25 protein-coding genes are annotated in these 24,940 nt (G+C 62.7%); 15 read left to right on the top strand and 10 right to left on the bottom strand.

The window, feature by feature from the left end:
• Positions 1–27 precede the first annotated feature (27 nt).
• On the bottom strand, positions 28–771 hold the full coding sequence (locus KCX70_RS07840) for a class I SAM-dependent DNA methyltransferase (protein WP_102846181.1): 744 nt from the start codon (positions 769–771) through the stop codon (positions 28–30).
• 291 nt (positions 772–1,062) lie between these two features.
• On the opposite strand from KCX70_RS07840, the gene KCX70_RS07835 reads away from it, so the two are divergent.
• The 4 genes from KCX70_RS07835 to KCX70_RS07820 all read left to right on the top strand — a co-directional run bounded on the left by KCX70_RS07835 (position 1,063) and on the right by KCX70_RS07820 (position 5,596).
• Complete coding sequence (locus tag KCX70_RS07835) at positions 1,063–1,680, top strand: glutathione S-transferase family protein (RefSeq protein WP_102846182.1); 618 nt, start codon at positions 1,063–1,065, stop codon at positions 1,678–1,680.
• A 47-nt stretch (positions 1,681–1,727) separates the two neighbouring features.
• Positions 1,728–3,791 carry a pyridoxamine 5'-phosphate oxidase family protein gene (locus KCX70_RS07830; RefSeq protein WP_212619807.1) on the top strand — a complete coding sequence of 688 codons (2,064 nt, stop codon included), beginning with the start codon at positions 1,728–1,730 and terminating at the stop codon, positions 3,789–3,791.
• A gap of 189 nt (positions 3,792–3,980) precedes the next feature.
• Positions 3,981–4,445, top strand: coding sequence for a DUF1348 family protein (locus KCX70_RS07825; RefSeq protein WP_212619806.1), 465 nt, complete (start codon positions 3,981–3,983; stop codon positions 4,443–4,445).
• Positions 4,446–4,705: 260 nt separating this feature from the next.
• Positions 4,706–5,596: a LysR family transcriptional regulator gene (locus KCX70_RS07820; RefSeq protein WP_212619805.1), complete on the top strand. Its 891-nt coding sequence runs from the start codon at positions 4,706–4,708 to the stop codon at positions 5,594–5,596.
• 18 nt (positions 5,597–5,614) lie between these two features.
• Here KCX70_RS07820 and KCX70_RS07815 read toward each other — a convergent pair whose 3' ends face one another.
• Positions 5,615–6,985, bottom strand: a complete 1,371-nt coding sequence (locus tag KCX70_RS07815) for a PLP-dependent aminotransferase family protein (protein ID WP_102846186.1) — start codon at positions 6,983–6,985, stop codon at positions 5,615–5,617.
• A 120-nt stretch (positions 6,986–7,105) separates the two neighbouring features.
• Here KCX70_RS07815 and KCX70_RS07810 point away from each other — a divergent pair, with 120 nt between their 5' ends.
• From KCX70_RS07810 to tcyN, 8 genes are all read left to right on the top strand, one after another.
• On the top strand, positions 7,106–8,392 hold the full coding sequence (locus tag KCX70_RS07810; protein WP_212619804.1) for a hydroxymethylglutaryl-CoA reductase, degradative: 1,287 nt from the start codon (positions 7,106–7,108) through the stop codon (positions 8,390–8,392).
• Entirely contained in the window at positions 8,389–9,315 is a 927-nt protein-coding gene (locus KCX70_RS07805; protein ID WP_212619803.1) for a hydroxymethylglutaryl-CoA lyase, read from the top strand. The genes KCX70_RS07810 and KCX70_RS07805 overlap by 4 nt, the downstream gene beginning before the upstream one ends.
• Before the next feature lie 111 nt (positions 9,316–9,426).
• Entirely contained in the window at positions 9,427–9,909 is a 483-nt protein-coding gene (locus tag KCX70_RS07800; RefSeq protein WP_212619802.1) for a hypothetical protein, read from the top strand.
• Entirely contained in the window at positions 9,906–11,288 is a 1,383-nt protein-coding gene (locus KCX70_RS07795) for a tripartite tricarboxylate transporter permease (RefSeq protein ID WP_102846190.1), read from the top strand. Before KCX70_RS07800 ends, KCX70_RS07795 begins: the two co-directional genes overlap by 4 nt.
• 152 nt (positions 11,289–11,440) lie before the next feature.
• On the top strand, positions 11,441–12,439 hold the full coding sequence (locus KCX70_RS07790) for a D-cysteine desulfhydrase (protein WP_212619801.1): 999 nt from the start codon (positions 11,441–11,443) through the stop codon (positions 12,437–12,439).
• 109 nt (positions 12,440–12,548) lie between these two features.
• Positions 12,549–13,346, top strand: a complete 798-nt coding sequence (gene tcyJ, locus KCX70_RS07785) for a cystine ABC transporter substrate-binding protein (protein WP_212619800.1) — start codon at positions 12,549–12,551, stop codon at positions 13,344–13,346.
• Complete coding sequence (gene tcyL / locus KCX70_RS07780; RefSeq protein WP_021207640.1) at positions 13,343–14,011, top strand: cystine ABC transporter permease; 669 nt, start codon at positions 13,343–13,345, stop codon at positions 14,009–14,011. Before tcyJ ends, tcyL begins: the two co-directional genes overlap by 4 nt.
• A complete protein-coding gene (tcyN, locus tag KCX70_RS07775; protein WP_212619799.1) occupies positions 14,011–14,769 on the top strand; it encodes an L-cystine ABC transporter ATP-binding protein TcyN in 759 nt (252 codons plus the stop codon). Before tcyL ends, tcyN begins: the two co-directional genes overlap by 1 nt.
• 293 nt (positions 14,770–15,062) lie before the next feature.
• Here the strand turns inward: tcyN and KCX70_RS07770 are convergent, their stop codons facing one another.
• From KCX70_RS07770 to KCX70_RS07755, 4 genes are all read right to left on the bottom strand, one after another.
• Positions 15,063–16,367 (bottom strand): TRAP transporter large permease, encoded by a 1,305-nt coding sequence (locus KCX70_RS07770; RefSeq protein WP_249121717.1) that lies wholly within the window; start codon positions 16,365–16,367, stop codon positions 15,063–15,065.
• A gap of 9 nt (positions 16,368–16,376) precedes the next feature.
• Entirely contained in the window at positions 16,377–16,874 is a 498-nt protein-coding gene (locus tag KCX70_RS07765) for a TRAP transporter small permease (RefSeq protein ID WP_212619798.1), read from the bottom strand.
• A complete protein-coding gene (locus tag KCX70_RS07760; protein ID WP_212619797.1) occupies positions 16,871–17,845 on the bottom strand; it encodes a TRAP transporter substrate-binding protein in 975 nt (324 codons plus the stop codon). Before KCX70_RS07760 ends, KCX70_RS07765 begins: the two co-directional genes overlap by 4 nt.
• A 374-nt stretch (positions 17,846–18,219) precedes the next feature.
• Entirely contained in the window at positions 18,220–18,855 is a 636-nt protein-coding gene (locus KCX70_RS07755; RefSeq protein ID WP_249121716.1) for a TetR/AcrR family transcriptional regulator, read from the bottom strand.
• A 73-nt stretch (positions 18,856–18,928) separates the two neighbouring features.
• On the opposite strand from KCX70_RS07755, the gene KCX70_RS07750 reads away from it, so the two are divergent.
• Complete coding sequence (locus KCX70_RS07750; RefSeq protein ID WP_212619796.1) at positions 18,929–20,032, top strand: DUF2855 family protein; 1,104 nt, start codon at positions 18,929–18,931, stop codon at positions 20,030–20,032.
• Between the two features lie 110 nt (positions 20,033–20,142).
• Here the strand turns inward: KCX70_RS07750 and KCX70_RS07745 are convergent, their stop codons facing one another.
• Positions 20,143–21,111, bottom strand: coding sequence for an alpha/beta fold hydrolase (locus tag KCX70_RS07745; protein WP_212619795.1), 969 nt, complete (start codon positions 21,109–21,111; stop codon positions 20,143–20,145).
• Positions 21,112–21,182: 71 nt separating this feature from the next.
• Positions 21,183–21,566: a winged helix-turn-helix transcriptional regulator gene (locus KCX70_RS07740; RefSeq protein WP_212619794.1), complete on the bottom strand. Its 384-nt coding sequence runs from the start codon at positions 21,564–21,566 to the stop codon at positions 21,183–21,185.
• Positions 21,567–21,654: 88 nt separating this feature from the next.
• Here KCX70_RS07740 and KCX70_RS07735 point away from each other — a divergent pair, with 88 nt between their 5' ends.
• Positions 21,655–22,713, top strand: coding sequence for an SDR family oxidoreductase (locus tag KCX70_RS07735; protein WP_212619793.1), 1,059 nt, complete (start codon positions 21,655–21,657; stop codon positions 22,711–22,713).
• Between the two features lie 77 nt (positions 22,714–22,790).
• A complete protein-coding gene (locus KCX70_RS07730) occupies positions 22,791–23,279 on the top strand; it encodes an RNA methyltransferase (protein ID WP_212619792.1) in 489 nt (162 codons plus the stop codon).
• A gap of 9 nt (positions 23,280–23,288) precedes the next feature.
• On the opposite strand, the gene KCX70_RS07725 is transcribed toward KCX70_RS07730, so the two are convergent.
• Positions 23,289–24,308: a sterol desaturase family protein gene (locus tag KCX70_RS07725; RefSeq protein WP_212619791.1), complete on the bottom strand. Its 1,020-nt coding sequence runs from the start codon at positions 24,306–24,308 to the stop codon at positions 23,289–23,291.
• Between the two features lie 169 nt (positions 24,309–24,477).
• Complete coding sequence (locus KCX70_RS07720; protein WP_212619790.1) at positions 24,478–24,906, bottom strand: helix-turn-helix domain-containing protein; 429 nt, start codon at positions 24,904–24,906, stop codon at positions 24,478–24,480.
• Positions 24,907–24,940: the final 34 nt, after the last annotated feature.

Raw genomic sequence — 24,940 nt, 5'->3', positions numbered from 1 at the left:
CCGCAATGGCGGGACCGCGTTTGGCTATCAGCGCTTTACGCAGACGAAAAGCGCGTTGCCGGACGCGCTTTCGCGCGGAACGATCCTTTCGTAATCATGCTCGAGCACATGGACGTCGAAGTACGGCGCCAGCAACTCTTCCAATTCGACAAAACTCACCGCCACCATGGCGTGCTCGTCGTGCCAGACCTGGCTTTGCTCGGCGACGGTTCTCTCGATGCGCAGCCTGAGCGACTGTCGCTCGCCAGCGCCCGCGTAGTACCAAGCGGAGCTGAAGGTGAACAGGCCGTCGGCGTGCCCGGCGCTATGCGAGACGAACGAGCGGTTGTCGATGCTGTGCTTGTCGACGGCGTTGAAGCAGAACAGCCCGCCAGCGGCCAGAGCGCCATGCACGCTGGCGATACAGGCCTGCAAACGTTCGACGCCACCGCTGTAGTGGATGGAATACAGGAAACAGGTGATCAGATCGACCGGCCGATCCAGGCTGAAACCGCACATATCCTGCGCAACGAAGCGCGCTTCCGGGCAACGTATCGCGGCCCGGTCGAGCATCGGCTGGTTGATGTCGAGCCCACCGCTGGCAAATCCGGCATCGATGAAGTGGCGCACGTGCGGCCCGGTCCCGCAGGCGAGGTCCAGGTGGCGCCGGCCACCGTTGCCGAACAGCTGTTGCAAGCGCTGGATGCAGTGGCTTTGTGCGCGGTAATCGATATCGGCGCACATCAGATCGTAGTAACCCGACAGGTCGGTATAGAGCGCATTGCCGGGCATGGTGGCCTGCTGATCGAGCGGGAGCGTTGAGGGGCGCGCATCATATCCGGGCCGCGGGAAAATCGCCCGTCAATCATGTGCCCTGCCACCGGACGAAATGTGCGCTTGAGCCTACGAAGGTGCGTCGCGCCAGCGCCCAATCCGCCAGTGGCTCGAGCTGGAATAACAGGATTGTTCCAGCAGGTGAAACAAAGAAGTACCTAGAAGCGATATTCCTCAAAAAACAGTTCGGTCACACACTCTCGGCACGGATCGGGATACACCCGGCCCGATAAGCCCAGGAGCCGAACCATGAAAATCCATCACCATCCCTTGTCCGGTCATGCTCACCGAGTGGTGCTTTTCGCATCGCTGCTTGGCCTCGAACACGAGCTGGTCGAAGTCGACCTTCAAGCCGGTGCTCACAAAAAGCCCGAGTTTCTTGCCATCAGCCCATTCGGCCAGGTGCCGGCACTGGAAGATGACGGCGTCGACATCGCCGATTCGAACGCCATCCTCGTCTACCTCGCCAAGAAAGCCGGCCGGAGCGATTGGTTACCGGAAGATGCCCTGGGTGCGGCACGTGTTCAGCGCTGGTTGTCGGTAGCCGCCGGCGAGCTCGCCTATGGACCGGCAGCGGCCCGGTTGATCACGGTGTTTGGCGCCGGGTTCAACGCCGACGAAGTCATCGGCCGCGCGCATGCCCTGCTCGGCAAGCTGGAACAGCACCTGGCCGACCGCGATTGGCTGGCTGCCGATCACCCGACCATCGCCGACGTCGCGATCTACAGCTACATCGCCCGCGCACCGGAGGGCAACGTCGACCTGTCCGCCTACCCCGCCGTCAATCGCTTGCTCCGTCGCATCGAAGCGCTGCCAGGCTTCGTTCCCTTCGCCCAAACCCCTGCCGGGCTGACCGCCAAGGCATAAGCGGACCCAGGGCGCCCCACCCGCTTCCAGCTACCGGAGAGACAGAAATGGCCGAGCCATCGCATCAATCAGCCGTCTGGCACGCGGGCGAGAAACTCATCCAGGAAAAACTCGGCGTGGCGGAACGAATGGAAGCGGTTGGTCCGCGTGTCGCGCGGGACTTCATGCCCGACCAGCATCGCGAGTTTTACGCCCAGCTTCCGTTCATCGTGATGGGCAGCGTGGACGACCAGGGAGATGCCTGGGCGACCTTTCTGGAAGGCAGGCAGGGCTTCATGGCCTCGCCGACGCGAACGACGCTCGACATCGCAGCCCGCCCGGCTCCTGGAGATCCAGCGGGCCGTGGTTTGGTCGAAGGCGCCGCGGTCGGCCTGTTGGGCATTGAGATGCATACGCGGCGCCGCAACCGTATGAACGGCATTCTCTCGATCACCGATCCTGACTTCAGGGTCGAGGTCGACCAGAGCTTTGGCAATTGCCCCCGTTATATCCAACTGCGCGACTTCACCGTTGCCAGGGATCCCGACGAGCCCTTCACCGGGCAGGTCGAACAACTCGCGACGCTTGACCCGGCGGCCCGTGCGCTGATCGAGCAGGCGGATGCGTTTTTCGTGACCTCCTATGCTGATCGAGGCGCCAGCCGTCAGGTCGATGTTTCCCATCGGGGCGGCAAGGCCGGTTTCGTTCGGGTGTCCGAGGACGGCGCGCTGACGATTCCGGACTTCAACGGCAATCTGTTCTTCGCCACGCTTGGCAACATCGTGCTCAACGGCAAGGCTGGGCTGCTGTTCGTCGACTTCGAGACGGGGGACATGCTCCAGATGACCGGCGAGGCCGAAGTGATCTTCGAGTCACCGGAAATAGCGGCATTTCAAGGCGCCGAGCGGCTTTGGACGTTCCGCGCACGGAAAATCGTGCGCAGGCCCGCCGGCCTTGCGCTGCGGTGGGCCTTCCAGGACGGTGGTTGGTCCGACAGCTCGTTGATGACCGGCGACTGGCAGCATGCGCACGAGCGGCTGCGCGCAGCTCGATTCCTGGACGACTGGCGAACCCTGAAAGTGACGCAGGTGGTTCAGGAAAGCGCAACGATCCGGTCGTTTCATCTGGTCCCGGCGGACGGCGCAGGGTTGCCACACCTGGCCGGTCAGCACCTGCCCATTCGCGTGCGGCTTCCAGGCCAGGACAAGGCGCTTATCCGTACCTACACGCTGTCGGTCGCCCCTTCCGATGGGGCTTACCGTATCAGCGTCAAACGCGATGGGGCGGTGTCCCGGTATCTGCATGAACGCCTGCATGTGGGAAGCACGCTGGAGGCACGCGCGCCGACGGGCGACTTCACGCTAGATGCGCATGGGACTCGGCCAGCGGTCCTGTTGGCCGGGGGTGTGGGGATCACGCCGATGCTCGCCATGCTCCGCCACCTGGTCTACGAGGGGCTGCGCAGGCAACGGATCCGCCCCGCCACGCTGTTCTATGCCGCACGTTCCAAGCAGGACCGCGCCTTCGACCAGGAACTGGCAGAGCTGATCGCCGCCGCACAGGGCGCTGTAAGGCTCGTCCGCGTGTTGAGCGACACCCGTGACGCTCGGGCGGGCATCGACTATGACGCCTCGGGTCGCATCGACATGCCGCTGCTCAGCCGTTTTCTCGCCTTCGGCGACTACGAGTTCTACCTGTGCGGCCCACCGCCGTTCACGCAGGCGCTATACGACGGCCTGCGCGGCTATCGCATTGTCGATGAGCGCATTCACGCCGAGGCGTTTGGGCCGGCGTCGTTAATCCGCACGAGCGATGCGGCCGCAGCCACTCCTGCTCAATTGCCACCGGCGACCCAGGCGGTGCCGGTGGTCTTCGTAGATTCGCTGAAGGAGGCGCGCTGGACACCGGAGACCGGCACGCTGCTGGAGCTGGCCGAAGCGCGTGGCCTCGCGCCTGAATTCGGCTGTCGCGCTGGCAGCTGCGGAACCTGTCGAACGAAGCTGCTCAAGGGCACGGTGACCTACGTGAAGCATCCCACCGCCAAGGTTGACGACGACGAGGTGCTCATCTGTTGCGCAGTACCTGCCGAGCAGGAAACCGAGGAGGAAAACCGAATCCAGCTTGCACTCTGACGCACTGCTGTCCGCCTGATTGCCACGTGCCCCGAAGCGCCCCGCGCTGCATGGTACTCGGCAAACAGGATCCGGATCCGCTTGAATAGAACTATCGGCAGCACCCAGCCAACCGCCTGCTTGTTCCGATGCAGGAAAGGACCGGCTGCCGTTCGTGGTCATCCTTCCGTTCACTTGAGGAGTTTTGCTATGTCCCGCCCGCCGCTACCGCCGTTCACCGAACAGACCGCCATCGAAAAGGTGCGCCTTGCCGAAGACGGCTGGAACAGTCGCGACCCCGCCAAGGTGGCGCTGGCCTATACGCCCGATACCCGCTGGCGAAACCGCGTGGAGTTCGTGACGAACCGTGCCGAGGCCGAGGCCTTCCTGGTGCGCAAATGGAACCGCGAGCTCGACTACCGCCTGATCAAGGAGCTCTGGGCGTTTACGGGCAATCGCATCGCAGTCCGCTATGCCTACGAATATCACGACGATAGCGGCCACTGGTTTCGCGCCTATGGCAACGAGAACTGGGAGTTCGCCGAGGACGGCCTGATGAGCGTGCGCCACGCCAGTATCAACGAGCTGCCGATTACCGAAGCGGATCGCAAATTCCGCTGGCCACTGGGGCGCCGGCCAGACGACCATCCCGGTCTCAGCGACCTTGGTTTTTGAGGCGCGATCTTGGGGCTCGATAGCGATCCGCCAACTTCCGGCCGGGGTACTCGTCAGGCCTTTCGGAACCCTGCGGCCCGGATCGGTATCGCCAAGATTGTTCATATGGCAACAAGCCCGGCCGCTCGGCTCCGGCGCCTGCCCTGCGCCCAAGTCGCTGCGTCGCCGCGTCCAGCCTATTATGGCGCGCTGCTCCGACAGCATCCGAAGAACGACCCGAGCGCTGCCTGAAGGCTGCCTGACGGAAAAGAGGGCAAGGAATGGATCGTTGGTTGGCGATGCGCGTGTTCGTCAAGGTCGCGGAAACGGAAAGCTTTGCAAAAACGGCGCGCCAGATGCACCTGAGTGCGCCGGCAGTTACCCGAACCGTGGCGGCCCTGGAGGAGCTGATCGGCGCGCGCCTGTTCGTCCGCACCACCCGGTCGGTCAAGACCACCGAAGCGGGACGCCGCTACCTCGATGATTGTCGCCGCATACTGAGCGACATCGCCGAAGCAGAATCCGCCGCGGCCGGCCATTACAAGGCGCCGTCCGGCACCCTGGCGGTCACGGCGTCCGCCATGTTCGGGCAAATCCATGTGTTGCCCATCGTGACGGAATATCTCGATGCGCATCCGAACATGCACGCCAGGACATTCTTTATCGATCGCCCGGTGAACATCGTGGATGAGGGCATGGATGTCGCCGTGCGGATCGGCCATCTACCCGACTCGGGTTTCACCGCGATCCAGGTCGGCACCGTGCGTCGCGTCGTCTGCGGGTCGCCGCAGTATCTGCAAACCCACGGCGTACCCGCAGAACCGGCCGATCTCAAGCATCACCGCATCGTCGCGTCCAGCAGCGCCTGGGCCTCCCCGGAATGGCGTTTTGCGCACGGCCAGCGCGTCGTCATCGACCCTGTCCTGCAGTGCAATACCAACGAAGCGGCGATCGCGACGGCCAAAGCCGGCTGGGGCCTGACGAGGGTACTGCTCTACCAGATCGGCCCCGCGTTGCGCGACGGCGAACTGCACATCGTACTCAGCGACTTCGAAGAACCCCCGCTGCCCATCCACGTGTTGTACCCGGAAGGCCGGCAGGCGCCGGCAAAGGTACGGTCGTTCGTCGACCTGGCCGTTGCGCGGCTGCGGGAGAATCCACTGTTCAACTGACGGCTCATAGCGGCTCTTCTATGTTTCCAGGCTTTTCCGGAAAGCAGGGTCGTCCAGATAGGCGACGTTCAGTCGGGTCCACGAGACGGGAACATTGCGGTTGACGGCAAAGATGGAACCCGGTGCGAGCATCACACCTTTACTCAAGCAGTGCCGGGTGAGGCTGTTGGCATCGTCGATACCCGGAAAGCGCGCCCAGAGGTAGAGGCTTTGCTCCGGGCGGCAAAAAACTTCGGCGCCGAGTTCGTCGAGGATCTCGAGCCCACGTCTGGTGGCGTCTCGGAGGCGGTCTTGCAGGCGCGCCAAATGCCTGAGGAAGTGGCCTTCGCCCAGGATCACATCGATGGTGCGCTCGCTGTATTCGGCGCCGCTGTTATGCAGGAGCATCTTCAGGTCGGCCAGCTCCTCGATGCGCTGTTTGCTGCCGGCAATAAAGCCGACCCGTAGAGCCGCCGAGATCGACTTGGAAAAGCTGCCCAGATACAGCGTGCGGTTCAGTTGATCCAGCGCCGATAGTTTGACCGACGAGCTTGGTTTGAAGTCAGCCATGGCGTCGTTCTCGACAATGAGCAGATCGTGCCGCTCTGCGATCTGTAGTAACCGAAGAGCCTTGGCTGACGACAGATCGGAGCCGGTTGGGTTATGGCCAACCGATTGCAGAAAGAACACCTTGGGTTTGTGCCGCTTGAGGATACGCTCCAGTGCGTCCAGATCGGGGCCGTCCGCCTGGCGAGGCACGCCCAGCATGCGTGCGCCTTGAAGCTGCAACTTGCCGAACAGGGGGTAGTAACCCGGATCCTCTACCAGCACGATGTCCCGCGGCTTGACGTAGCGGCGGATGATCAGGTCCATGCCATGGTTGGCACCCAGTGTGGTGACGACCTGTCTGGGCGAGACGGTAATGGCGTAATCGGCAAGCTTCTGGATCAGCCGCTGGCGCAAACCTGGGTTGCCAAGCCGCGTGCCATAGCGAAACAGCGTTGTAACCCCGCCTCGCACGACCTGACGGTGAAACTTGTCCAGGCGCATGTCCATCAGCCACTCCACCGGCGGAAAACCTTCACCCAGGTGGGAGTGGCCGGGTTCGCGGACGAATTGCTGACGCATCATCCAAATGGTGTCCAGCGCGCGGGTGTAGGGTTCGGACTCGTCATCTTCCAGAGGGGCTGCCGGCACGTCGCAAACGAAAAAGCCACGTCCGTGGCGAGCTTCGACCAGCCCTTGAGACGCGAGGTGCTCATAGGCGGTGATAACGGTGTTCTTCGAGTATCGATGCAAGCGCATGTACTCGCGCAGCGAAGGCAACTTATCCCCGCTTCTGAATGCGCCATCGGTGATCTGCTGCGCAATCGAGGCGGCAACCTTCTGCGAAAGCGTCTGACGAGCCATGTTGGGTTCCGATGGGGTACAGGTCTGGAACTGTCTCGCGAAACTGTACCTTCTTTCAAGGTTACAGATGAGGCTAACGTTGGCGCATCCAAGAACAACCGACTCCTCAGGAGCACCTTGATGTCCATCGATTCTCGCTTGTCGCAGTTCCGTAACCTCACACCTTCACAACGCCTCGAGCACCTGCAAAAACTTCTCTCGTTGTCCGACGCCGACTCCGCCCTGCTGCGCGAGGCTGGTGCGCTGCCGATCGAAATCGCGGATGGAATGATCGAAAACGTGGTGGGCAGGTTCGAGTTGCCCTATGCGATCGCTAGCAACTTCCAAATCAACGGCCGTGATGTCCTGATCCCACTGGTGGTCGAGGAGCCTTCTATCGTCGCCGCCGCGTCCTTCATGGCTAAGCTGGCACGCCCGGCCGGCGGCTTCCTGACCTCCAGCAGTGAGCCGCTGATGCGCGCCCAGGTCCAGATCGTGGGCGTTGACGATCCCTACAATGCCCGCCTCAGCCTGCTGCGCAACAAGGATGAGATCGTCGCCCTGGCCAACAGCAAGGACCAGTTGCTGAACAAGCTGGGCGGCGGTTGCCGGGACATCGAAGTGCATACCTTTATCGAGAGTCCGCGAGGGCCGATGCTCGTTGCGCACCTGATTGTCGATGTGCGCGACGCCATGGGCGCCAATACGGTGAACACCATGGCCGAAGCCGTAGCACCGCTGATCGAAGAGCTCACCGGCGGCAAAGTGCGTTTGCGAATCCTGTCCAACTTGGCCGACCTGCGTCTGGCGCGGGCCCAGGTACGGATCGCTCCAGAACATCTGGATACTGCGGAGTACAAGGGTTCGGATGTCATCGAAGGCATCATCGACGCGTACACCTTCGCCACCATCGACCCCTACCGGGCTGCGACTCACAACAAGGGCATCATGAATGGCATCGATCCGCTGGTGGTCGCCACCGGCAACGATTGGCGCGCCGTGGAAGCGGGTGCACACGCCTATGCCTGTCGCAACGGTCACTACGGCTCGCTGACGACCTGGGAAAAGGACGGTAGCGGCCATCTGGTTGGAACCATCGAAATGCCCATGCCGCTGGGCCTGGTCGGCGGCGCGACCAAGACCCATCCGCTGGCACAGCTATCGCTTCGCATCCTCGGCGTGAAAACGGCTCAGGACCTGGCGGAAATCGCGGTTGCTGTCGGTCTGGCGCAAAACCTGGGTGCCCTGCGCGCCCTGTCGACCGAGGGCATTCAGCGCGGCCACATGGCGCTGCATGCGCGCAACATCGCGCTGTCAGCCGGTGCGCGTGGCGAAGAAGTCGATTGGCTGGTCAAGCGCATGGTTGAGGCCAAGGATGTGCGCGCGGACCGTGCCGAAGCGCTGCTCAACGAGAAGCGTGGGCTATGAGCAGCGATGCGGTCAGGCTGGTCGAGGTAGGCCCGCGCGACGGTTTGCAGAACGAGCCGCAGGTACTGCCCGTCGAGACTCGCATCAGGCTGATCGAGCGGCTTGCCGCGGCAGGCCTGCGCGACATAGAAGTAGGTGCGTTCGTCTCGCCCCGGTGGGTGCCGCAGATGGCTGGTTCCGATGAGGTCATGCGTTGCCTTGCGCCGTTGCCCGGGGTGACTTACAGCGCGCTGGTGCCCAACGAGAAAGGCCTGGAGGCTGCCCTGGCGTCTGGCTGTCGGAAAGTCGCCGTGTTCGCAGCCGCCTCGGAAGCTTTCTCACAGCGGAACATAAACTGTTCCATTGCCGAGAGCCTTGACCGCTTCAAGCCGGTGCTGGCTAAAGCCAGGGAAGCTGGCGTAGCGGTGCGCGGCTACGTCTCCTGCGTGCTGGGCTGCCCCCTCTCCGGCGACATCGCGACGGCCGATGTGGTGCGAGTCAGCACCGCGTTGTACGAGATGGGCTGCCATGACGTCAGCCTCGGCGACACCATCGGCACCGGCACGCCCTACAAGACGGAGGCCTTGATCGAGGCTTGCGCCTCCGAGATGCCGCTCGCTGCGCTGGCCGGGCACTTTCATGACACCTACGGCATGGCGGTCGCCAACCTGTATGCCGCACTGGATTCCGGGATCCGGGTGTTCGACAGCTCCGTTTCGGGGTTGGGCGGCTGCCCCTATTCGCCAGGCGCCACTGGCAATGTCGCAACGGAAGACGTCGTCTACCTGCTCGAAGGGCTGGGCCTGCGGACCGGTGTGAACCTGCACGCACTGGTGGAATCCGGCACCTTCATCGACAGAGAGTTGGGCCGGATGACCGCTTCGAGTACAGCAAGGGCAATCAACGTAAGGCGAGGACGAACGGGCGACCGTATACCGAGCTGACGCGCTTTTCTCGATAACAACAAAAGCCCATCAGGGCAGGAGAAACACGATGGAATACCAACCGACCGACTCGCGTGTGCTGTGCTTCGCCCCCATGCTGGAGGCACAACCATGAAGAAGCCCGAACTCTATGAAGTATGGGGTGACACCGTCGATAGTGGTCACCTGATGGCGTCTATCGTCATTGGCGCCGTGGTCAGTCTCGGCACCTTCTACATTGCGCAGCATCTGCTCCTCGGCGTGGTCGAGTCCGAGCAAATGGCACGAGCTTACGCGATGCTTACCGGCATTCTGGGTTGCCTGGCAGGCGGCGTAATCAGCGCGACGCTGTTCAAGCCCAAGCGCGAAGTCGTCGAAGATCTGGCGGACCCAACCTTCCGTCAGCAGGTGCTCGCTGAACTGACTGCCGAGCATGGCACCCTCGGACGGCTGGATGAGCTGCCTCCCGAAGTGGTAGCCGAACTGCGTGAGCTGGCTCTCTACGACCTCTTCCGTGAGGCTGAGACCAGGGACGCCCGAGCGACCGGAAAGACAACCGCCTCTGTCGATGCACTTTCAGCGCAGCAAGTCAGCCTGAGTGGAGGGCGTACATGATGGAAGGCCTACTCGACCAAATCCTTGTTGCCTTCGGTATGGGGCTGATAGGTGCCGTAGTGTTTGCCGCCATTGGCCTGATCTCCGGTAGCGACGAAACCACTACCCTGGCGCCGTTGACGCTGTTGGTGGTGTTGCTTGGGGTGCCGCCGGAAGGTGTGTTCACCTTCTTTCTCGCGGGCGCCGTCGCCAAGCATATGACCCACGCGGTTCCAACCGCCTTGCTGGGCATCCCGGGCGACACCATGGCCACGCCATTGATGGCTGAAGCGAACTACTTGCGAAAACTGGGCGTGCCTCATATCGCGCTTCGCAAAATGATCTCGGGCGGTGCGATCGCAGCGCTCGTTGCCGTACCTTTGTCGGTGCTTTTCGCGGTGTTGCTGGCGCCGTTTGGCGACGTGATCAAACAGTTCTCACCTTGGGTGTTCCTCTGCGCCGCCCTTCTGATTGCCTACTTCTCAGCCGGTCGCTGGGCCTCGGTATTCACCCTGGTGCCTTTCGTCCTCGTCATCGTCGCGTTGCAGACCCTGACTGCTCAGCATGGCGTGAAGCTGGGCGTGAGTTATTTTCTCGGCATCGCGATCGGCCCCCTTATCGCGTCGCTGTTCGCGCTGATGTCGCCGGGCGAGCGTGTGCGCATGAAGCGCGACAGCGTCCGCGTATTCTCCTTGTCGCCCGATGTGAAGAGCTGGGGCGGATATTTCCCGAACCCGCTGAAGGTACTCGACAAGCGACAGACTCGCATGACGCTGGCCACCGCCGCGGTGTCGAGTGCGACCTTCGTCTTCAGTCCGGTGGCCATGACCGTGATCATGGGCGAAGTGGTCGGGTCACGGATCAAGCATGCCTACCATCGCCTGACGACCGTCATCACGGCACGCAACGGCGTTACCGAGGCGACCTACATCGCAGAGGCGCTGATTCCGCTGATTGCTTTTGGTTTGCCATTGAGCCCGGTCGCCGCAGGCCCAGCTGCCCCGCTGTTCAATGCACCGCCGCGCTTTTCGGTCGATAGCGCCACCGGGGAAATCAACAACCTGCATACCTTGATGAGTAGCTGGGAGTTTCTCGGTTACGGGATGCTGGCCGTGATCATCGCTATCTTGATTGCCTATCCGTTCTCGATGAATTTCGCACACCGTGCGGCATCGTTTGTGTCGCGCAAGGTCAGCCACGAAGCGGTCATCGCCACCTTTGTCGGGCTGATCCTGGTGATAGGTATGTGGGAAGGTGGTCTGCTTGGCCTGATGGTGATTCTTACCGTAGGGCTGCTTGGCGGTTTTCTTTCACGCTTTTTGGGCTTCAACATCGGCGTGCAGTTCATGGGCTTCTATACGGCAGTGTTGACGGTGCCGGCACTACTGGCCTTGGGCTGAGGGCTCCGCAGAAATACACGCAGGCTTTCGCCAAGGTTCCCGTGCTCGCCTCGCCGCCCACTCAAGGCGAGGCGATAGGGGGATATCGGCTTGTTGCAACTCTGGATTGCCTTCTAAAGTGATCAATTATCTCTGCGCAGAAGCCTGCTCCCATGCTCACCGACGCCCTCGCCCGCTTCCCTCGCCTCGAACTGATTGCCGGTGCCACGCCGCTGGAACACTTACCGCGTCTGTCACGTCACTTGGGTCGAGATATCTGGATCAAGCGCGACGACCTCACTCCGCTAGCCCTCGGTGGCAACAAGGTGCGCAAGCTCGAATACCTGGGCGCCAATGCCCTGGCGCAGGGCGCGGATGTGCTGGTCACCGCCGGCGCCATCCAGTCCAACCACGTACGCCAGACCGCGGCGCTGGCGGCCAGGCTCGGTCTGGGCTGCCTGGCACTGCTGGAAAATCCTCTGGGCACTGCCGAGGGTAGTTATCTGGCCAACGGCAACCGCCTGCTGCTCGACCTGTTCGGGTCCGAAGTCGAAGCTGTCGCTAACCTGGATAACGCCGACGAGCTGCTACTGGCCGCCGCCGAGCGCCTGCGCAGCGCCGGGCGCAAACCTTATGTGGTGCCCATCGGTGGCTCCAATGCGCTCGGCGCCCTGGGTTATGTGCGCGCCGGCCTGGAGCTGGCCGAGCAAATGCACCGCAGCGGCGAGGATTTCGCCGCGGTGCTGCTCGCCTCCGGCAGCGCCGGAACCCACAGTGGCCTGGCGTTGGCGCTGGAATCTGCGCGGCCGGGCAGCCGAGTGATCGGGGTCACCGTATCGCGCCCGGATGCGACTCAGCGGCCCAAGGTCGACGGTCTGCTGCAACGCACCGCCGAGCTGCTCGGCGTCGATGTGCCGACGGGGCTGCAAATCGAACTGTGGGACCAGTACTTCGCCCCGCGCTACGGCGAGCCGAATGCCGGCACGCTGGCCGCAATCCGCCTGCTTGCCGAGCAGGAAGGCGTGCTACTCGACCCGGTGTACACCGGCAAGGCCTTCGCCGGCTTGCTCGACGGTATCGCCCGCGGAGCCTTCCCCGGCCGGGGTCCGCTGCTGTTCCTGCATACCGGTGGTGCCCCGGCGCTATTCGCTTATCATCCATGGGCACTCTGAGCGCACGCGATATTTCCATAACTAAGGTAAAGATAATTTCTAATTATTTTATTGAATAAAGATCAGCCCTTAGAGTTGACCGACTTCCCTGCCCACCTAGAGGCCTCCCATGAAATTCATCACTCCGCGTCGTCGTTTCCTGCTCGGCACCCTGAGTCTGTTGCTCGGTGCCAGCCTGTTCACGCCGGTGTTCGCCGCCGATCTGCTGGATGAGGTCAAGGCCAACGGCACCCTCAAGGTCGGCCTGGAAGGCACCTACCCGCCCTTCAACTATCAGGATGAAAGCGGTCAGCTGACCGGTTTCGAAGTCGATTTCGCCAACGCCCTGGCCAAGGAGCTGGGGGTCAAGGCCGAGTTCCAGCCGACCAAGTGGGACGGCATCCTCGCCGCCTTGGAATCCAAGCGTCTGGATGTGGTGATCAACCAGGTGACCATCTCCGAGGAACGCAAGCAGAAGTACGACTTCTCCGCGCCCTACACCGTCTCAGGCATCCAGGCACTCACCCGCAAGGCCGATGCCGAGAGCATCAAGAGTTCGGCTGACCTGGCCGGCAAGAAGGTCGGCGTCGGTCTCGGCACCAACTACGAGCAGTGGCTCAAGGAGAACGTGCCACAGGCGGATATCCGCACCTACGATGACGACCCGACCAAGTTCCAGGACCTCAACGTCGGCCGCATCGACGTGATTCTGGTCGACCGTCTGGCCGCCTTCGAGATGGTCGAGAAAACCGGCGATCGGCTGGCCGTGGCTGGTGACGCTTTCTCTCGCCAGGAGTCCGGAATTGCCCTGCGCAAGGGCAACCCGCAACTGCTCGCCGCCATCGACGAGGCCATTGCGAAGCTACGCGCCGACGGCACCCTGAAACGGCTTTCCGAGAAATGGTTCGGGGCTGACGTCACGCAATGATCGACAGCAGCCTGCAGCTGGTGCTGCACTCACTGCCCTTCCTGCTCAAGGGCGCGTGGTGGACCGTGGTGCTGAGCCTGGGCGGGATGTTCTTCGGCCTGCTGCTGGGCTTCGGCCTGGCCCTGCTACGGCTTTACGGTTACTGGCCGCTGCAGTGGCTGGCGCGGATCTACGTGTCGTTCTTCCGCGGCACGCCGCTGCTGGTGCAGCTGTTCATGATCTATTACGGCCTGCCGCAACTGGGCATCCAGCTCGATCCGCTGCCGGCCGCGCTGATCGGCTTCTCGCTGAACATGGCGGCCTACACCGCCGAGATCCTGCGCGCCGCCATCGCCTCCATCGACCGTGGCCAGTGGGAAGCGGCCGCCAGTATCGGCATGAGCCGCGCGCAGACGCTGTATCGGGCCATCCTGCCGCAGGCCGCACGCACTGCCCTGCCACCACTGGGCAACAGCTTCATCTCGCTGGTCAAGGACACCGCCCTGGCCGCCACCATCCAGGTGCCCGAGCTGTTCCGCCAGGCGCAGCTGATCACCGCCCGCACCTTCGAGATCTTCACCATGTACCTGGCCGCCGCGCTGATCTACTGGTTGCTGGCCAGCGTGCTGGCGTACTTCCAGGGTCGCCTGGAAGACCGGGTCAACCGCCACGAGCAGGACGCCTGATGATTTCCGTGCGCAACCTGAAAAAATCGTTCAAGGGCCAGGAGGTGCTCAAAGGCATCGACCTCGACATAGCCCCCGGCGAAGTGCTGGCGATCATCGGCCCCAGCGGTTCGGGCAAGACCACCCTGCTGCGCTGCCTCAATCTGCTGGAGCAACCCAGCGGCGGACAGATCAGCGTCGGTGAGATCCACATCGACGCCGATAAACCGCTCAAGGCGCAGCAAGGGCTGATCCGCCAGCTGCGCCAGCACGTCGGTTTCGTGTTTCAGAACTTCAACCTGTTCCCCCATCGCACCGCCCTCGAGAACGTCATCGAAGGTCCGGTGCAGGTAAAGAAAGAGCCGCGCGGCCAGGCCGTTGAGCGCGGCCGCGAACTGCTGGCCAAGGTCGGTCTGAGTGGCAAGGAAGACGCCTATCCCAAGCGCCTCTCCGGCGGCCAGCAACAGCGCGTGGCGATTGCCCGCGCGCTGGCCATGCAGCCGGACGTGATCCTGTTCGACGAACCAACCTCGGCGCTCGATCCGGAATTGGTCGGCGAAGTGCTCGCGACCATCCGCGGCCTGGCTGAGGAAAAGCGCACCATGGTTATCGTCACCCACGAGATGGGCTTCGCCCGCGATGTGGCCGACCGGGCGATCTTCATCGACGACGGGGTGATCATCGAACAGGGCGACGCCAGGCAGCTGCTAAGCGCACCGCAGCACGAACGCACACGGCAGTTCCTCAGCAAGTTCATCGGCGACCATCCAGCGGGCTAAAACTTTGTTCGGCTGCTAGCGCGGGAATCTGACGTCACGTTGAGTCGAGTCAACTGCGCCATAGTCGCATCGTCATAGCTGCTGAGCCCGGAACGCCAAGCCGCTTGCGAGTAAAGCTTGGCTCACCGCTTGGGAGCGGTAGATGCCGACCCTTAACGACCGAAACCCACGCACATGCGATGCCAGCGCAGCACCCTCAACGTCGATTCGATCAAACACCGAGCGCACCAATGCGCAGTTGGCTCACACGGGAACGCCGCCCCGCGAGACAGAGGCCACGTACCCTCCCCTCATCATCCGCTCAGCACCTCAGGCAGCCACAGCGCTATTTGCGGCCAGCCGGTAATCAGTGCGGCGGCAAGGCACATCAGCAGGAAGAACGGCAGCGCCGCCATGGCCACACGGCCTATCGGCTCGCCGGACAGAGACTGGATGACGAACAGATTGAAACCCACCGGCGGGGTTATCTGCCCGAGCTCGACCATGATCACCAGGAACACGCCGAACCAGATCGGATCGTAGCCGGCGGCAACGATCACCGGCAGGGTGATCGGCAAGCTCATGACGGTCAGTGAGATGCCGTCGAGGAACATCCCCAGCAGCACGTAGAACAGCGCGATGGCCAGCAAGAGCAGCACCGGCGATAGCTGCTGAGCGGCAATCCAGGCCGCCAGCTCGCGGGGCAGATGCAGGTAGGCCATGGCCGCCGACAGCATCGCCGCTGCCACCAGCAGACTGCAAACCATGGCGGAGGTCAGCAGCGTGCCTTTGAGCGCATCGAGGATCAGCGCGACGCTCAATTGCCGCTCGGCCGCCAGCAGCAACAGCGAGGCCGTGACGCCAATGGCGGCCGACTCCGACGGGGTCGCGATGCCGCTGTAGATGGCCCCGATGACCAGGCCGATGAGCAGCAGGATCGGCGTCAGCAGCCCCAGCGCGGCAAGCAGGCTGGTGTCGCCGCGAGGTTCCCGAGGCGCGACCTTGGCGTTCGCGACGGCCCGGATGATGATGAACGCCGAAAACAGCGCCGCCATCATAAGGCCGGGCAGCAGCCCCGCCATGAACAGCTTGATGATCGACACCTCGGCCTGTACGCCATAGACGATCATGATGATCGAAGGCGGGATCAGCAGCCCGAGACTGCCTGCGCCGGCCAGCGAGCCGAGCGACAGGTCGCGGTTGTAGCCGCGGCTCGCCAGTTCTCGCGTGGTGATCTTGCCCACCGTGGCGGTGGTCGCCGCACTGGAGCCGCAGACCGAGGCGAATAGCGTCGAGCCGAACACATTGGTGTGCAACAGCCCACCCGGCAGGTAACGCGTCAGGGGCGCCAGGCCCCGGAACAAGCGCTCCGAAATGTCCGATCGGAAGATCAGCTCGCCCATCAGGATAAACAAGGGAATCGCTGCAAGCTCCCAGCTGTTGCTTGCGCGAAACAGGATTTTCGACATCATCAGGCCGATGCGCTCGAACCCGAAACCGCCGAAGCCCCACAGTGAAAGAATCGCCGCCAGGGCCAGCGCGGCGAATACCCATACGCCGAGCGCCAGGGTGGTCAGCAGGATCGCGACGACGCCCAGCGCGACTCCGATCATCTCCATGCTTGCTCCTTAGGCGCGATAGTCGCCGCGCTGTTGCAGTATCACCAGTGCGCGCACCAACAGAGTCAGGCAGAGCATGCAGAGGCCGACCAGCACGGCCGACTCGGGAATCCACAGCGGCGTCTGCGCCATGGTGTCGCTGATCAGATTGCGCTGATAGCTGCGCTGCACGCCCTTGAACCAGATGACAGCCACCAGCCCGAATGCCGCCAGCGTGCCCAGCGTGGCGACCATCTCCAGCGGCCAGCGCCAACGCGGCGCCAGACGCTCGAGCAGGATCGAGACGCGGATCAATCCGCCCTGCTCCAGCGCATACGGCAGGCTGAGGAAGATCATCGCGGCCACGGCGTAGCCGATGAACTCATCGAGCACGTAGGTGGACTGGCTGAACAGCCGCAGCACCACCTCGGTGAGGATGTGGCCCAGCATATAGACGATGATCAGCATGCTGACGCCGGCGCCGAGGCGGTTGAGCCCGCTCGACAGACGCGCCAGGGTCCGGATCACTGCTTGGCCTTCCACGCATCGAACGCGGTCATCACCTGCTGGCCTCGCTCACCGGTGTCCTCCAGCCACTCGGCGACTGCAGGCTTGGCGGCATTGCCGAGGAATTCGCGGAAGTCGGCCGGAATCGGGTCGTGGATCGCCACCTTGTGCTGGGCGAGCGTTTCGTAGTTGGCCGCGACGCGGCTGCGCACCGCCTCCCAATTGCGCGCCTCAGTGCGTTTGGCCGCCTCGAGGATCGCCGCCTGCGCCTTCTCGGACAGCTCGTCGAAGGCCTCTTTGTTCATGTGCACCATGTTCAGCGGAACGGCGTACTGCACGCCGCTGAAATCGCTCTGCTGCTCCCAGAAGCTGGCAGCCGCGCCGAGGTCGGCCGAGGTCAACACCGCTTCGATGCCGCCCGTTGCCAGTTGCGGAACGACGTCGCCCCAGGCCAGGCTGATGGACGCCGCACCGGCTTCCTTGAAGACTTGCGTGCCGGTGCGGTCGAAGGTGCGGATTTTCAGGTTCTTCAGGCTTTCGGCGGACACGATGGGCTTTTTGGCCCAGATCCCGGTAGGCGGCCACGGCGACGAATAGAGCAGGATCTGATCGTTCTTGGCGAAGACCTTTTCATATTCCGGACGCGCGATGTCGTACAGCGCCTTGGCCTCGTCGATGTTGTCGACGATGAATGGCAGCGATGACAGCAGCAGGATCGGGTCCACCCCACCGAAGAACGCCGCCAGGGTATCGGCGATCTGCACCGCGTTGTCCGCCACGGCGTAGAAGTGATCGGGCGATTTGTAGCCCAGGCTGCCACCCATGTGCAGGGTGATGTCCACGTCATCGCCAGCCAGTTCCTCGACCTGCTGGACGAAGTAGCTGTCCCCTTCGACGTGGATGGAGCCGGCGTTGTACTCGCTGGAAAAATCCAGCTTCGGCGCCCCCATTGCGGTGTTCAAGCCAAGCCCCAGGCAGACCGCCAGAGCCATCGTCTTCCATGTACAAGCACGCGTCGCAGTCGTATTCACGTTTCCGTCCTCGGTGGCTGGCAATGTCGCTTCGCGATCCGGGCGTTACGTAGCCTGCGGCCAAAATCCGCCCGCCTTTAAAGAGCCGGATGCGAAAAGCGCTTCGATTGAGCTTACGGGCTATCTGATGGCGCCATTAGCCGGAAAAGCGACGGCCAATTGCCAGTGAGCGTCGCGTTTCGCGGTATAGGCAAGATGGTCGCAACGGCTAGCTCAGCGAGGAGATGCGGTTCAGGTGCGAGGACGTAGTCTTGAGCGGCTGCCTAAAAGGCCTGCTGTCCATAACGCGCCGAGCCGCAGGCCACTTCTTAACCGCCTTCAGTCATTACTGACAGCTATCCGGCCGAGCCGCTCGGGCCTTCCAGCGTGCGCAGACATAGCTGCTCCATGCAGCCAGCCCAGTCCTCCATACGTGCCGGCTCAAGCTGCACCAGCATGGCGTAGCGGCGCCCACCCCAGACCGATAGATGCAGCGCCTCCAGGGTTGCGGCGTCCGGCTTTACCGGGAGGTCGGTCGCCGCGTCGATCACTCGCTGCCAGGCGCCCAACAGGTCCTCGTATACCCGGAGCTGGTGCTTGGGCTCGGCAACCAGTGTTTCCAGTTCGAGCATGTCCGGGTGAAACCAGGGCAGACGGGAATCAACGCCAGCAAGCGTTCGAACCATGCGCTGGACGCGCAGGGTCCAGGCAATCGCAGTCGGCTTTACTGCGTGTTCGTCGATCGCCTCCAGCAGTTGCTCAATGCAATAGCGCACGTATCCCGAATGCAGCGCCTGCTTGCTGGGGAAGTAGTCATAAAGGGTGCCAATGGCCACGCCAGCTTCCAGTGCAACGGCTCGAGTGGTCAGGCGAGACCAGCCATCTCGCTGCCAGATCCGAACATAACTGTCGTAAATCGCCTGCACGGTAAACTTGGCGCGCGCTTGAGTAGGCCGCTTGAGCGGCTTGGCGCTCGGCAATGGTTTGCTCATGAAATCCGAACCCGGCGGTAAAACGGAAAGGCTAGAGTCGGTGTACTCGACTACCAAGCAAAAGGTGCCATTGATGAGCGTCATCCGCCAGTTGCAAAACAACAAGAAAGACATGGAACAGACCCGCATTCAGACCCAGCCGATGCCTGAGCTGAAGGCCGGCGAAGCTCTGCTGCGTATCAGCCGACTGGCCCTGACGACGAACAACGTCACCTACGCAGCGTTCGGCGAAACCCCTCACCTGCGCTACTGGGACTTCTTTCCGAGCGGCGATGCTGACTGGTTTCACATGCCCGCGTGGGGATTCGCGGAGGTCGTTGAAAGCACCGTCGAGGGCCTGGCGAAGAGCGAGCGCTTCTATGGCTTCTGGCCGATCGCCAGCCACATCGTCATGCAGCCGGTGCGGGTGTCCGAACGCGGTTTCTACGACGGTGCGGAGCATCGACTGGAGCTAACATCGGCTTATAACCAGTACCAACGCATCGGCACCGATGCGGCCTATCGAGCCGAGAATGAGAACTACCAGATGCTGCTGCGTCCGTTGTTCATCACCTCGTTCATGCTGGCGGACTTTCTGGACGACAACGCCTTCTTCGGTGCGCGGAAGATTGTGGTGTCCAGCGCATCGAGCAAGACGGCGTACGGCACGGCGTTCTGCCTGCAAGACAACCCGGCCGTGCAGGTGATCGGCCTGACCTCCTCCGGTAATACCGACTTCGTACAAACCCTCGGCTGCTATCGCCAAGCGCTCAGCTACGATCAGCTCGGCTCGCTTGACCCGAGCGTACCGACGCTCTACGTGGACTTCTCAGGCAGCGCCACACTTCGGCAGCAGGTCCACGCGCATTTCAAGGATTCGCTGGTCTATGACTGTTATGCCGGATCGGCACAGAACCAGGACTACGCAGAACCCGACCAGGCGCTAAGTGGTCCTCAGCCACAGCCCTATTTCGCGCCTTATCAGATCAAGAAACGCAACGCCGATTGGGGCGCAGCCGAGGTAACCCGCCGCTTCAACGAGGCGCAGCTCGCGTTTATCGCTCGGGTAAGCGATGCGCAGCAGCCCTGGATGCAAGTCAACGAGCATGCCGGTCTGGAAGCGGCACAATCGCTGGCCGAGTCGCTGATCAAAGGCAACATCAATCCGCTTGAAGGCCACGCCGTGATACTCGACTAGCGACGCCTCGCTGCCGTAACCGTCACGCCAGCCGAACTCAGCACGCCAGCACACTCAGCTGGTGGATCTGGTATGGCTTGTCCCCACCCCACAGTGGCGGGGGGCCCTGCTCAGGGCGCGACACCCTTCCCTTCATCAGAAGACGCATCGCGCTGCCCATCGACCTTTTCCGCTACCCGGTCAATCGCCTCGAGGACCGCCTCCGGCCGCGTGTGGTGCAGCATATGGCCTTGGCCGTCGATGATACGTAGCTCGGTGTGGGGCACCTCGGCGTGCAAGCGCACCGAATGGGGTTCGGTGTTTACCAGCCGATCTCCGCGTCCGGCGATGATCAGCGTCGGTACCGCCAGCTGCCCATAACGCTTGCCCAGTGCCTCGGCCACTGCGTTGGTCAGGGCCAGTTCCGCCAGGCTCGCCTGAAGCTGCGAGGGGCGCAGCGCCAGCCAGATCGGAAAGTTTTGGAACTGCTCTGGCACAGGGGCCGGAGCGAATACTCGCCGGAGGAGAACCGGCCACAGGGCTCGGCCTACCAGCGGCGAAACGCTGTAGCGCAGCACGTTGCCAATGACGGGAATTGACGGTGGCAACGCCAGCGGAACACTCGGGTAGTAGTAGCCGGACTCCAGCACCAACCCGGCTATGGCCTCTGGGAAATCCAGCCCAAGGGCAACGGCCACCATGGCGCCCCAGGAATGCCCAAGCACTAGCGGCCGCTCAGCCCCGACTGCCGCAAAGGTCTGACTGAAAAGACGGGCCTGTTCGGTCGCCGTCCAGCATCGGTCTTCTGGTCGCTCGCTGTAACCGTAGCCAGGGCGATCGAACACGATGACCCGATACCGTGCTGCCGCCATGTCCACCAGCCCGCTGAGCTCGAAATCGGCGGCCATGGAGCTGTTGCCGTGCAACATCACCAGCGGCCGGCCCCGCCCTTTCTCGATGTAGTGCAGCCGCACGCCGTCCACTTCCACGAAGCGGCCTGTCGGCGGATGATCTTCCTCGCTCTTGCGGCTGCGATGGTCGATATAGACGGCTGACGCCGCCAGGGCGAGAGCACTACGGAGCAGTAACGGCAGTGACATGAGCGGTTCTCCGGGTAGTCGTTCTCAAGATCGGGTCTCAGCTGTTCCTAGCCGGTGCAGTTTTACCGAAGCTACCCACGCCTGCGGGACGTCGGCCTCGGCTGCAGCTGATCGAGGGCGGCTGAGTTCTGCCTCGCCCACTCGTAGATCATCTCGATGGGCTGGACCATGAGCTTGCCCAGAGGCGAAAGCGCATAGCTCACCGCGGGCGGTACCGTATCGAGCGTATGTCGCTCGATCAGCCCGCTCGACTCCAGTTCGCGCAGTGTCTGCACCAGCATCTTCTTGGAGATACCCGGCAGGCTTCGATGCAGCGCGCCACTGCGGGCGATGCCGTCGTGCCGCGCATGCAGCGTGTGCAGAATCATGCTGGTCCACTTGGTCGAGAAGATCTCGAGCACGCGCCGCGGCGCACAGTCTTCGCGCCATTGTTCTTCGTCAGAGCCCGGTTGCATGGGGGATGGTTACCATTTGGTGCCGACTTGGATCGGAATTTTCGAGTGGGTAAGGTGCAAGCCTGTTTCGTTTTGTGGGGGTCTGAACATGACAAATCAAGCACTGGTGGTCGGCGCGAGTGGAATCGTTGGCAGCGCGGTGTCGCGCCTGCTGGCCAAAGAAGGCTGGGCGGTTGCCGGACTGGCGCGGCGGCCGAATGCCGAAGCGGGCGTGACGCCGATCAGCGCGGACCTGTTGGACCCGTCGACGCTGGCATCGCAGCTGAGCACCGTCGCGCCCACCCACGTCTTCCTGACTACCTGGGCGCGCCAGGCCAGCGAGGCGGAGAATATCCGCGTCAACGCGCAGATGGTCCGCAACGTGCTCGAAGCGGTCCGCCCTGCCGGCTCGGTACGCCATGTAGCGCTGGTCACCGGCCTCAAGCATTACCTCGGCCCGTTCGAAGCCTACGGCAAGGGCTCGCTGCCACAAACGCCGTTTCGTGAGGAGCAGGGTCGTCTGGACGTCGAAAATTTCTATTACGCCCAGGAAGATGAGGTATTTGCAGCGGCAGAGCGTGACGGCTTCACCTGGAGCGTCCACCGGCCTCATACCATCACCGGTGTCGCGGTCGGCAACGCAATGAATATGGCGACCACGCTGGCTGTATACGCTTCGATCTGCCGCTTCACCGGTAGACCATTCCGCTTTCCGGGCTCGGAAGTTCAGTGGAACAGCCTGACCGACATGACCGATGCAGGCCAGCTCGCCAAGCATTTGCGCTGGGCCTCGACCACGCCGGCGGCCGCCAATCAGGCGTTCAATATCGTTAATGGTGACGTGTTCCGCTGGCAATGGATGTGGTCGCGCATTGCCGAGTGGTTCGGCATCGAGGCGGCTCCGTTCGACGGCCCTGCGCCGCTGGAGCAGCAGATGGCGGGCGACGCGGATGTCTGGAAAGACATCTCGAAGCAGTTCGGCCTGGCCGAAGCGGACATCGGCAAACTCATCTCGCCCTGGCACACCGATGCCGATCTGGGGCGGCCCATCGAGGTCGTGACGGACATGTCGAAGAGCCGAAAGCTAGGCTTCGTGGATTACCAGGCGAGTGACGAGGCGTTCTTCAATGTGTTCTCGGCGTTGCGCGCCAGCAAACTCATCCCCTGATCGGAGCCGGTACTCCCGAACCACCCACGACTGGGCTGTCCCGTATACTCGCGCGTTTTCCGCACGAGTCCTCCCTTGTGAGCAACAAACGATATGCCTGCATCGGCCTGAGCAACCCGAAATCGCCCTCCAACGTGGGGGCGATCATGCGTGCGGCGGGCTGCTATGGCGCCGCCTCGGTGTTCTACACCGGCACCCGCTACGACCGCGCCAAGGATTTCATCACCGACACCAAGAAGGTCCATCAGGACATTCCGCTGATCAACATCGATGACCTGCGCAAGATCCTGCCGCTCGGTTGCGTGCCAGTCGCCGTGGAGCTGGTCGAGGGTGCGCGCGCCCTTCCCGAATACACGCATCCGGATCGCGCGCTGTACATCTTCGGCGCCGAAGACGGCTCGCTCAGCAAGGAGATCCGCGACTGGTGCGAAGACGTGGTCTACATCCCCACCAACGGCTGCATGAACCTCGCGGCGACGGTGAACGTTGTGCTTTACGACCGATTGGCCAAGGGCAACAACACCCGCTCCGGCCCGCAATTCGGAGCCGCAACGAAGGGCTCATGAGCACTGCCGTCACGCTTCGGGCGCCCTCCCCCGGGGCGTCAGCGGTCGCTTGGCCGGCCATGACTGGCGGGCGATATCCACGAACGGCGTGACGATCAGGCTGTAGAGCGTCAGGTAGCGGTGCGAATCCTGCTCGGCGGTGCCGAAGCGGATCTCTTCCGGCTTGGACGTGGTGACGTAGAGCGTGCCGAACATCCAGTCCCAGATGGACAGGTTGGTGCCGAAGTTCTTGTGGAAGTGCCTCGGCGCATCGCTGTGGTGGATCTGGTGCTGCGCAGGGCTGTTGAGCACGTGCTCGAGCCGCGGCCCAAATGACAGCCAGACATGGCTGTGGCGCAAGTTGGACGCCAGTGCGTTGAAGATGAATACCAGGTAGGTCACGCCGAACAGGGTGTAGCGGCTGATCTCCCCGCCACAGGCGTACCAGAACGCCCCAGCATAGGCACCGAGAAAAATGACGTCGACCAGTTTGCCGACGACCTTTTCCAGAACATGCACGCGGCTGGCCGTCACCGGCACCATCACCGGCGCGGAGTGATGGACCTTGTGAAACGCCCACAGCCAGCGGCAATGAAACGCACGGTGTACCCAGTAGTGGGTGAAGTCGCTGATCAGGAAAACGCCCAGCCCGTACAGCAATGACAGCCACAGCGTCTGCCCGAGCTGCGGCCGTGCGCCCCAGAGGTTGGTGAAGAAGCCCATGTAATCCGCTGAACGCAGGATATGCGGATCTACCAGTCCGACGATGGGGATCACCAGCACCACTTTGAGAACGCCACGCATCAGGTAGTAGCGATAGTCCAGCAGTGCCGAGGGATGCCAGTGCACAGCATTGCCGCCAATGAACTGCCAGAACGAGCCCGCATCGGTCAGCCCGTGCTGTTTGCGGTAGCGAAACAGGCCGTAGGCCACGGCGTATGAAAGGCATAGAAACAGCACGCCGATGCGGCCGTTGAGATCGAAGATCTTGGTGAACTGGTCGACGACCGGTGCGATCACGACGTAATGAAGGAATTCAAGAACGCCCATGAACAGGCCGCCTCAAAGAAAACGTCGCGGATTATAGGTTGAACCTGAATCGCTCGTATATGCGAATAACTATCACCATGAGAGCACGCAGGGCGGCGCCGGTGACGTACAGATGAGCGTGCGACAGGGCAAGCCGTGATTAACGCTTGGCTGCCGTGAACTTATGTGATCATTTCTCCGGATGACGGGCGCGCATGGCGCGCCCGCGCTTGCGGGTTCCCGGCACCGCCGCGCCGAGTAAACACTGGAAGGTGGGGCATTCGGCATGGCTGGGTGCAGGGCAGGCGGCGGCGTGGCGCAGGCCTTTGCTCATGGCGCGAAGGCGCCTGATGGTAGCGTCCAGTTCATCGGCCTTGGCCGCCAGCATGGAGCGGTCGATGTTGGGTTTGCCGTTCGGCGCGAACATCGCGCGAATTTCCTCGAGCGTGAAACCGGCCGACTGGCCGAGCGCGATCAACGCCAGCTGATCGAGCACCTGCGGCGCGAAACGGCGCCGTTCGCCCGGGCGGCCGAGCGAGGCGATCAACCCCTTTTCTTCGTAGAAGCGCAGCGCCGACGCTGGTACGCCGGAACGCCTGGCCACGTCTGAAATATCCATGAGCAAGCCCCTTGACCTCAAGTTCACTTGAACT

It is taken from the genome of Stutzerimonas stutzeri (assembly GCF_018138085.1).
Classification (GTDB): Bacteria; Pseudomonadota; Gammaproteobacteria; order Pseudomonadales; family Pseudomonadaceae; genus Stutzerimonas; species Stutzerimonas stutzeri_AI.
The sequence above is the reverse complement of the archived record's forward strand: the minus strand, read 5'-3'. Positions and strand labels throughout refer to the sequence as shown.

Bases quoted from the DNA above. Each gene is read 5' to 3' on its own strand.
- KCX70_RS07750 (WP_212619796.1), top strand. From the start codon at position 18,929: ATGAGCGTCATCCGCCAGTTGCAAAACAACAAGAAAGACATGGAACAG.
- KCX70_RS07840 (WP_102846181.1), bottom strand. From the start codon at position 771: ATGCCCGGCAATGCGCTCTATACCGACCTGTCGGGTTACTACGATCTG.
- KCX70_RS07745 (WP_212619795.1), bottom strand. From the start codon at position 21,111: ATGTCACTGCCGTTACTGCTCCGTAGTGCTCTCGCCCTGGCGGCGTCA.
- KCX70_RS07815 (WP_102846186.1), bottom strand. From the start codon at position 6,985: ATGGCTCGTCAGACGCTTTCGCAGAAGGTTGCCGCCTCGATTGCGCAG.
- KCX70_RS07740 (WP_212619794.1), bottom strand. From the start codon at position 21,566: ATGCAACCGGGCTCTGACGAAGAACAATGGCGCGAAGACTGTGCGCCG.
- tcyL (WP_021207640.1), top strand. From the start codon at position 13,343: ATGATCGACAGCAGCCTGCAGCTGGTGCTGCACTCACTGCCCTTCCTG.
- KCX70_RS07755 (WP_249121716.1), bottom strand. From the start codon at position 18,855: ATGAGCAAACCATTGCCGAGCGCCAAGCCGCTCAAGCGGCCTACTCAA.
- KCX70_RS07770 (WP_249121717.1), bottom strand. From the start codon at position 16,367: ATGGAGATGATCGGAGTCGCGCTGGGCGTCGTCGCGATCCTGCTGACC.
- KCX70_RS07805 (WP_212619803.1), top strand. From the start codon at position 8,389: ATGAGCAGCGATGCGGTCAGGCTGGTCGAGGTAGGCCCGCGCGACGGT.
- tcyN (WP_212619799.1), top strand. From the start codon at position 14,011: ATGATTTCCGTGCGCAACCTGAAAAAATCGTTCAAGGGCCAGGAGGTG.
- KCX70_RS07735 (WP_212619793.1), top strand. From the start codon at position 21,655: ATGACAAATCAAGCACTGGTGGTCGGCGCGAGTGGAATCGTTGGCAGC.
- KCX70_RS07725 (WP_212619791.1), bottom strand. From the start codon at position 24,308: ATGGGCGTTCTTGAATTCCTTCATTACGTCGTGATCGCACCGGTCGTC.
- tcyJ (WP_212619800.1), top strand. From the start codon at position 12,549: ATGAAATTCATCACTCCGCGTCGTCGTTTCCTGCTCGGCACCCTGAGT.
- KCX70_RS07820 (WP_212619805.1), top strand. From the start codon at position 4,706: ATGGATCGTTGGTTGGCGATGCGCGTGTTCGTCAAGGTCGCGGAAACG.
- KCX70_RS07830 (WP_212619807.1), top strand. From the start codon at position 1,728: ATGGCCGAGCCATCGCATCAATCAGCCGTCTGGCACGCGGGCGAGAAA.
- KCX70_RS07795 (WP_102846190.1), top strand. From the start codon at position 9,906: ATGATGGAAGGCCTACTCGACCAAATCCTTGTTGCCTTCGGTATGGGG.
- KCX70_RS07720 (WP_212619790.1), bottom strand. From the start codon at position 24,906: ATGGATATTTCAGACGTGGCCAGGCGTTCCGGCGTACCAGCGTCGGCG.
- KCX70_RS07835 (WP_102846182.1), top strand. From the start codon at position 1,063: ATGAAAATCCATCACCATCCCTTGTCCGGTCATGCTCACCGAGTGGTG.
- KCX70_RS07800 (WP_212619802.1), top strand. From the start codon at position 9,427: ATGAAGAAGCCCGAACTCTATGAAGTATGGGGTGACACCGTCGATAGT.
- KCX70_RS07760 (WP_212619797.1), bottom strand. From the start codon at position 17,845: ATGGCTCTGGCGGTCTGCCTGGGGCTTGGCTTGAACACCGCAATGGGG.
- KCX70_RS07825 (WP_212619806.1), top strand. From the start codon at position 3,981: ATGTCCCGCCCGCCGCTACCGCCGTTCACCGAACAGACCGCCATCGAA.
- KCX70_RS07790 (WP_212619801.1), top strand. From the start codon at position 11,441: ATGCTCACCGACGCCCTCGCCCGCTTCCCTCGCCTCGAACTGATTGCC.
- KCX70_RS07810 (WP_212619804.1), top strand. From the start codon at position 7,106: ATGTCCATCGATTCTCGCTTGTCGCAGTTCCGTAACCTCACACCTTCA.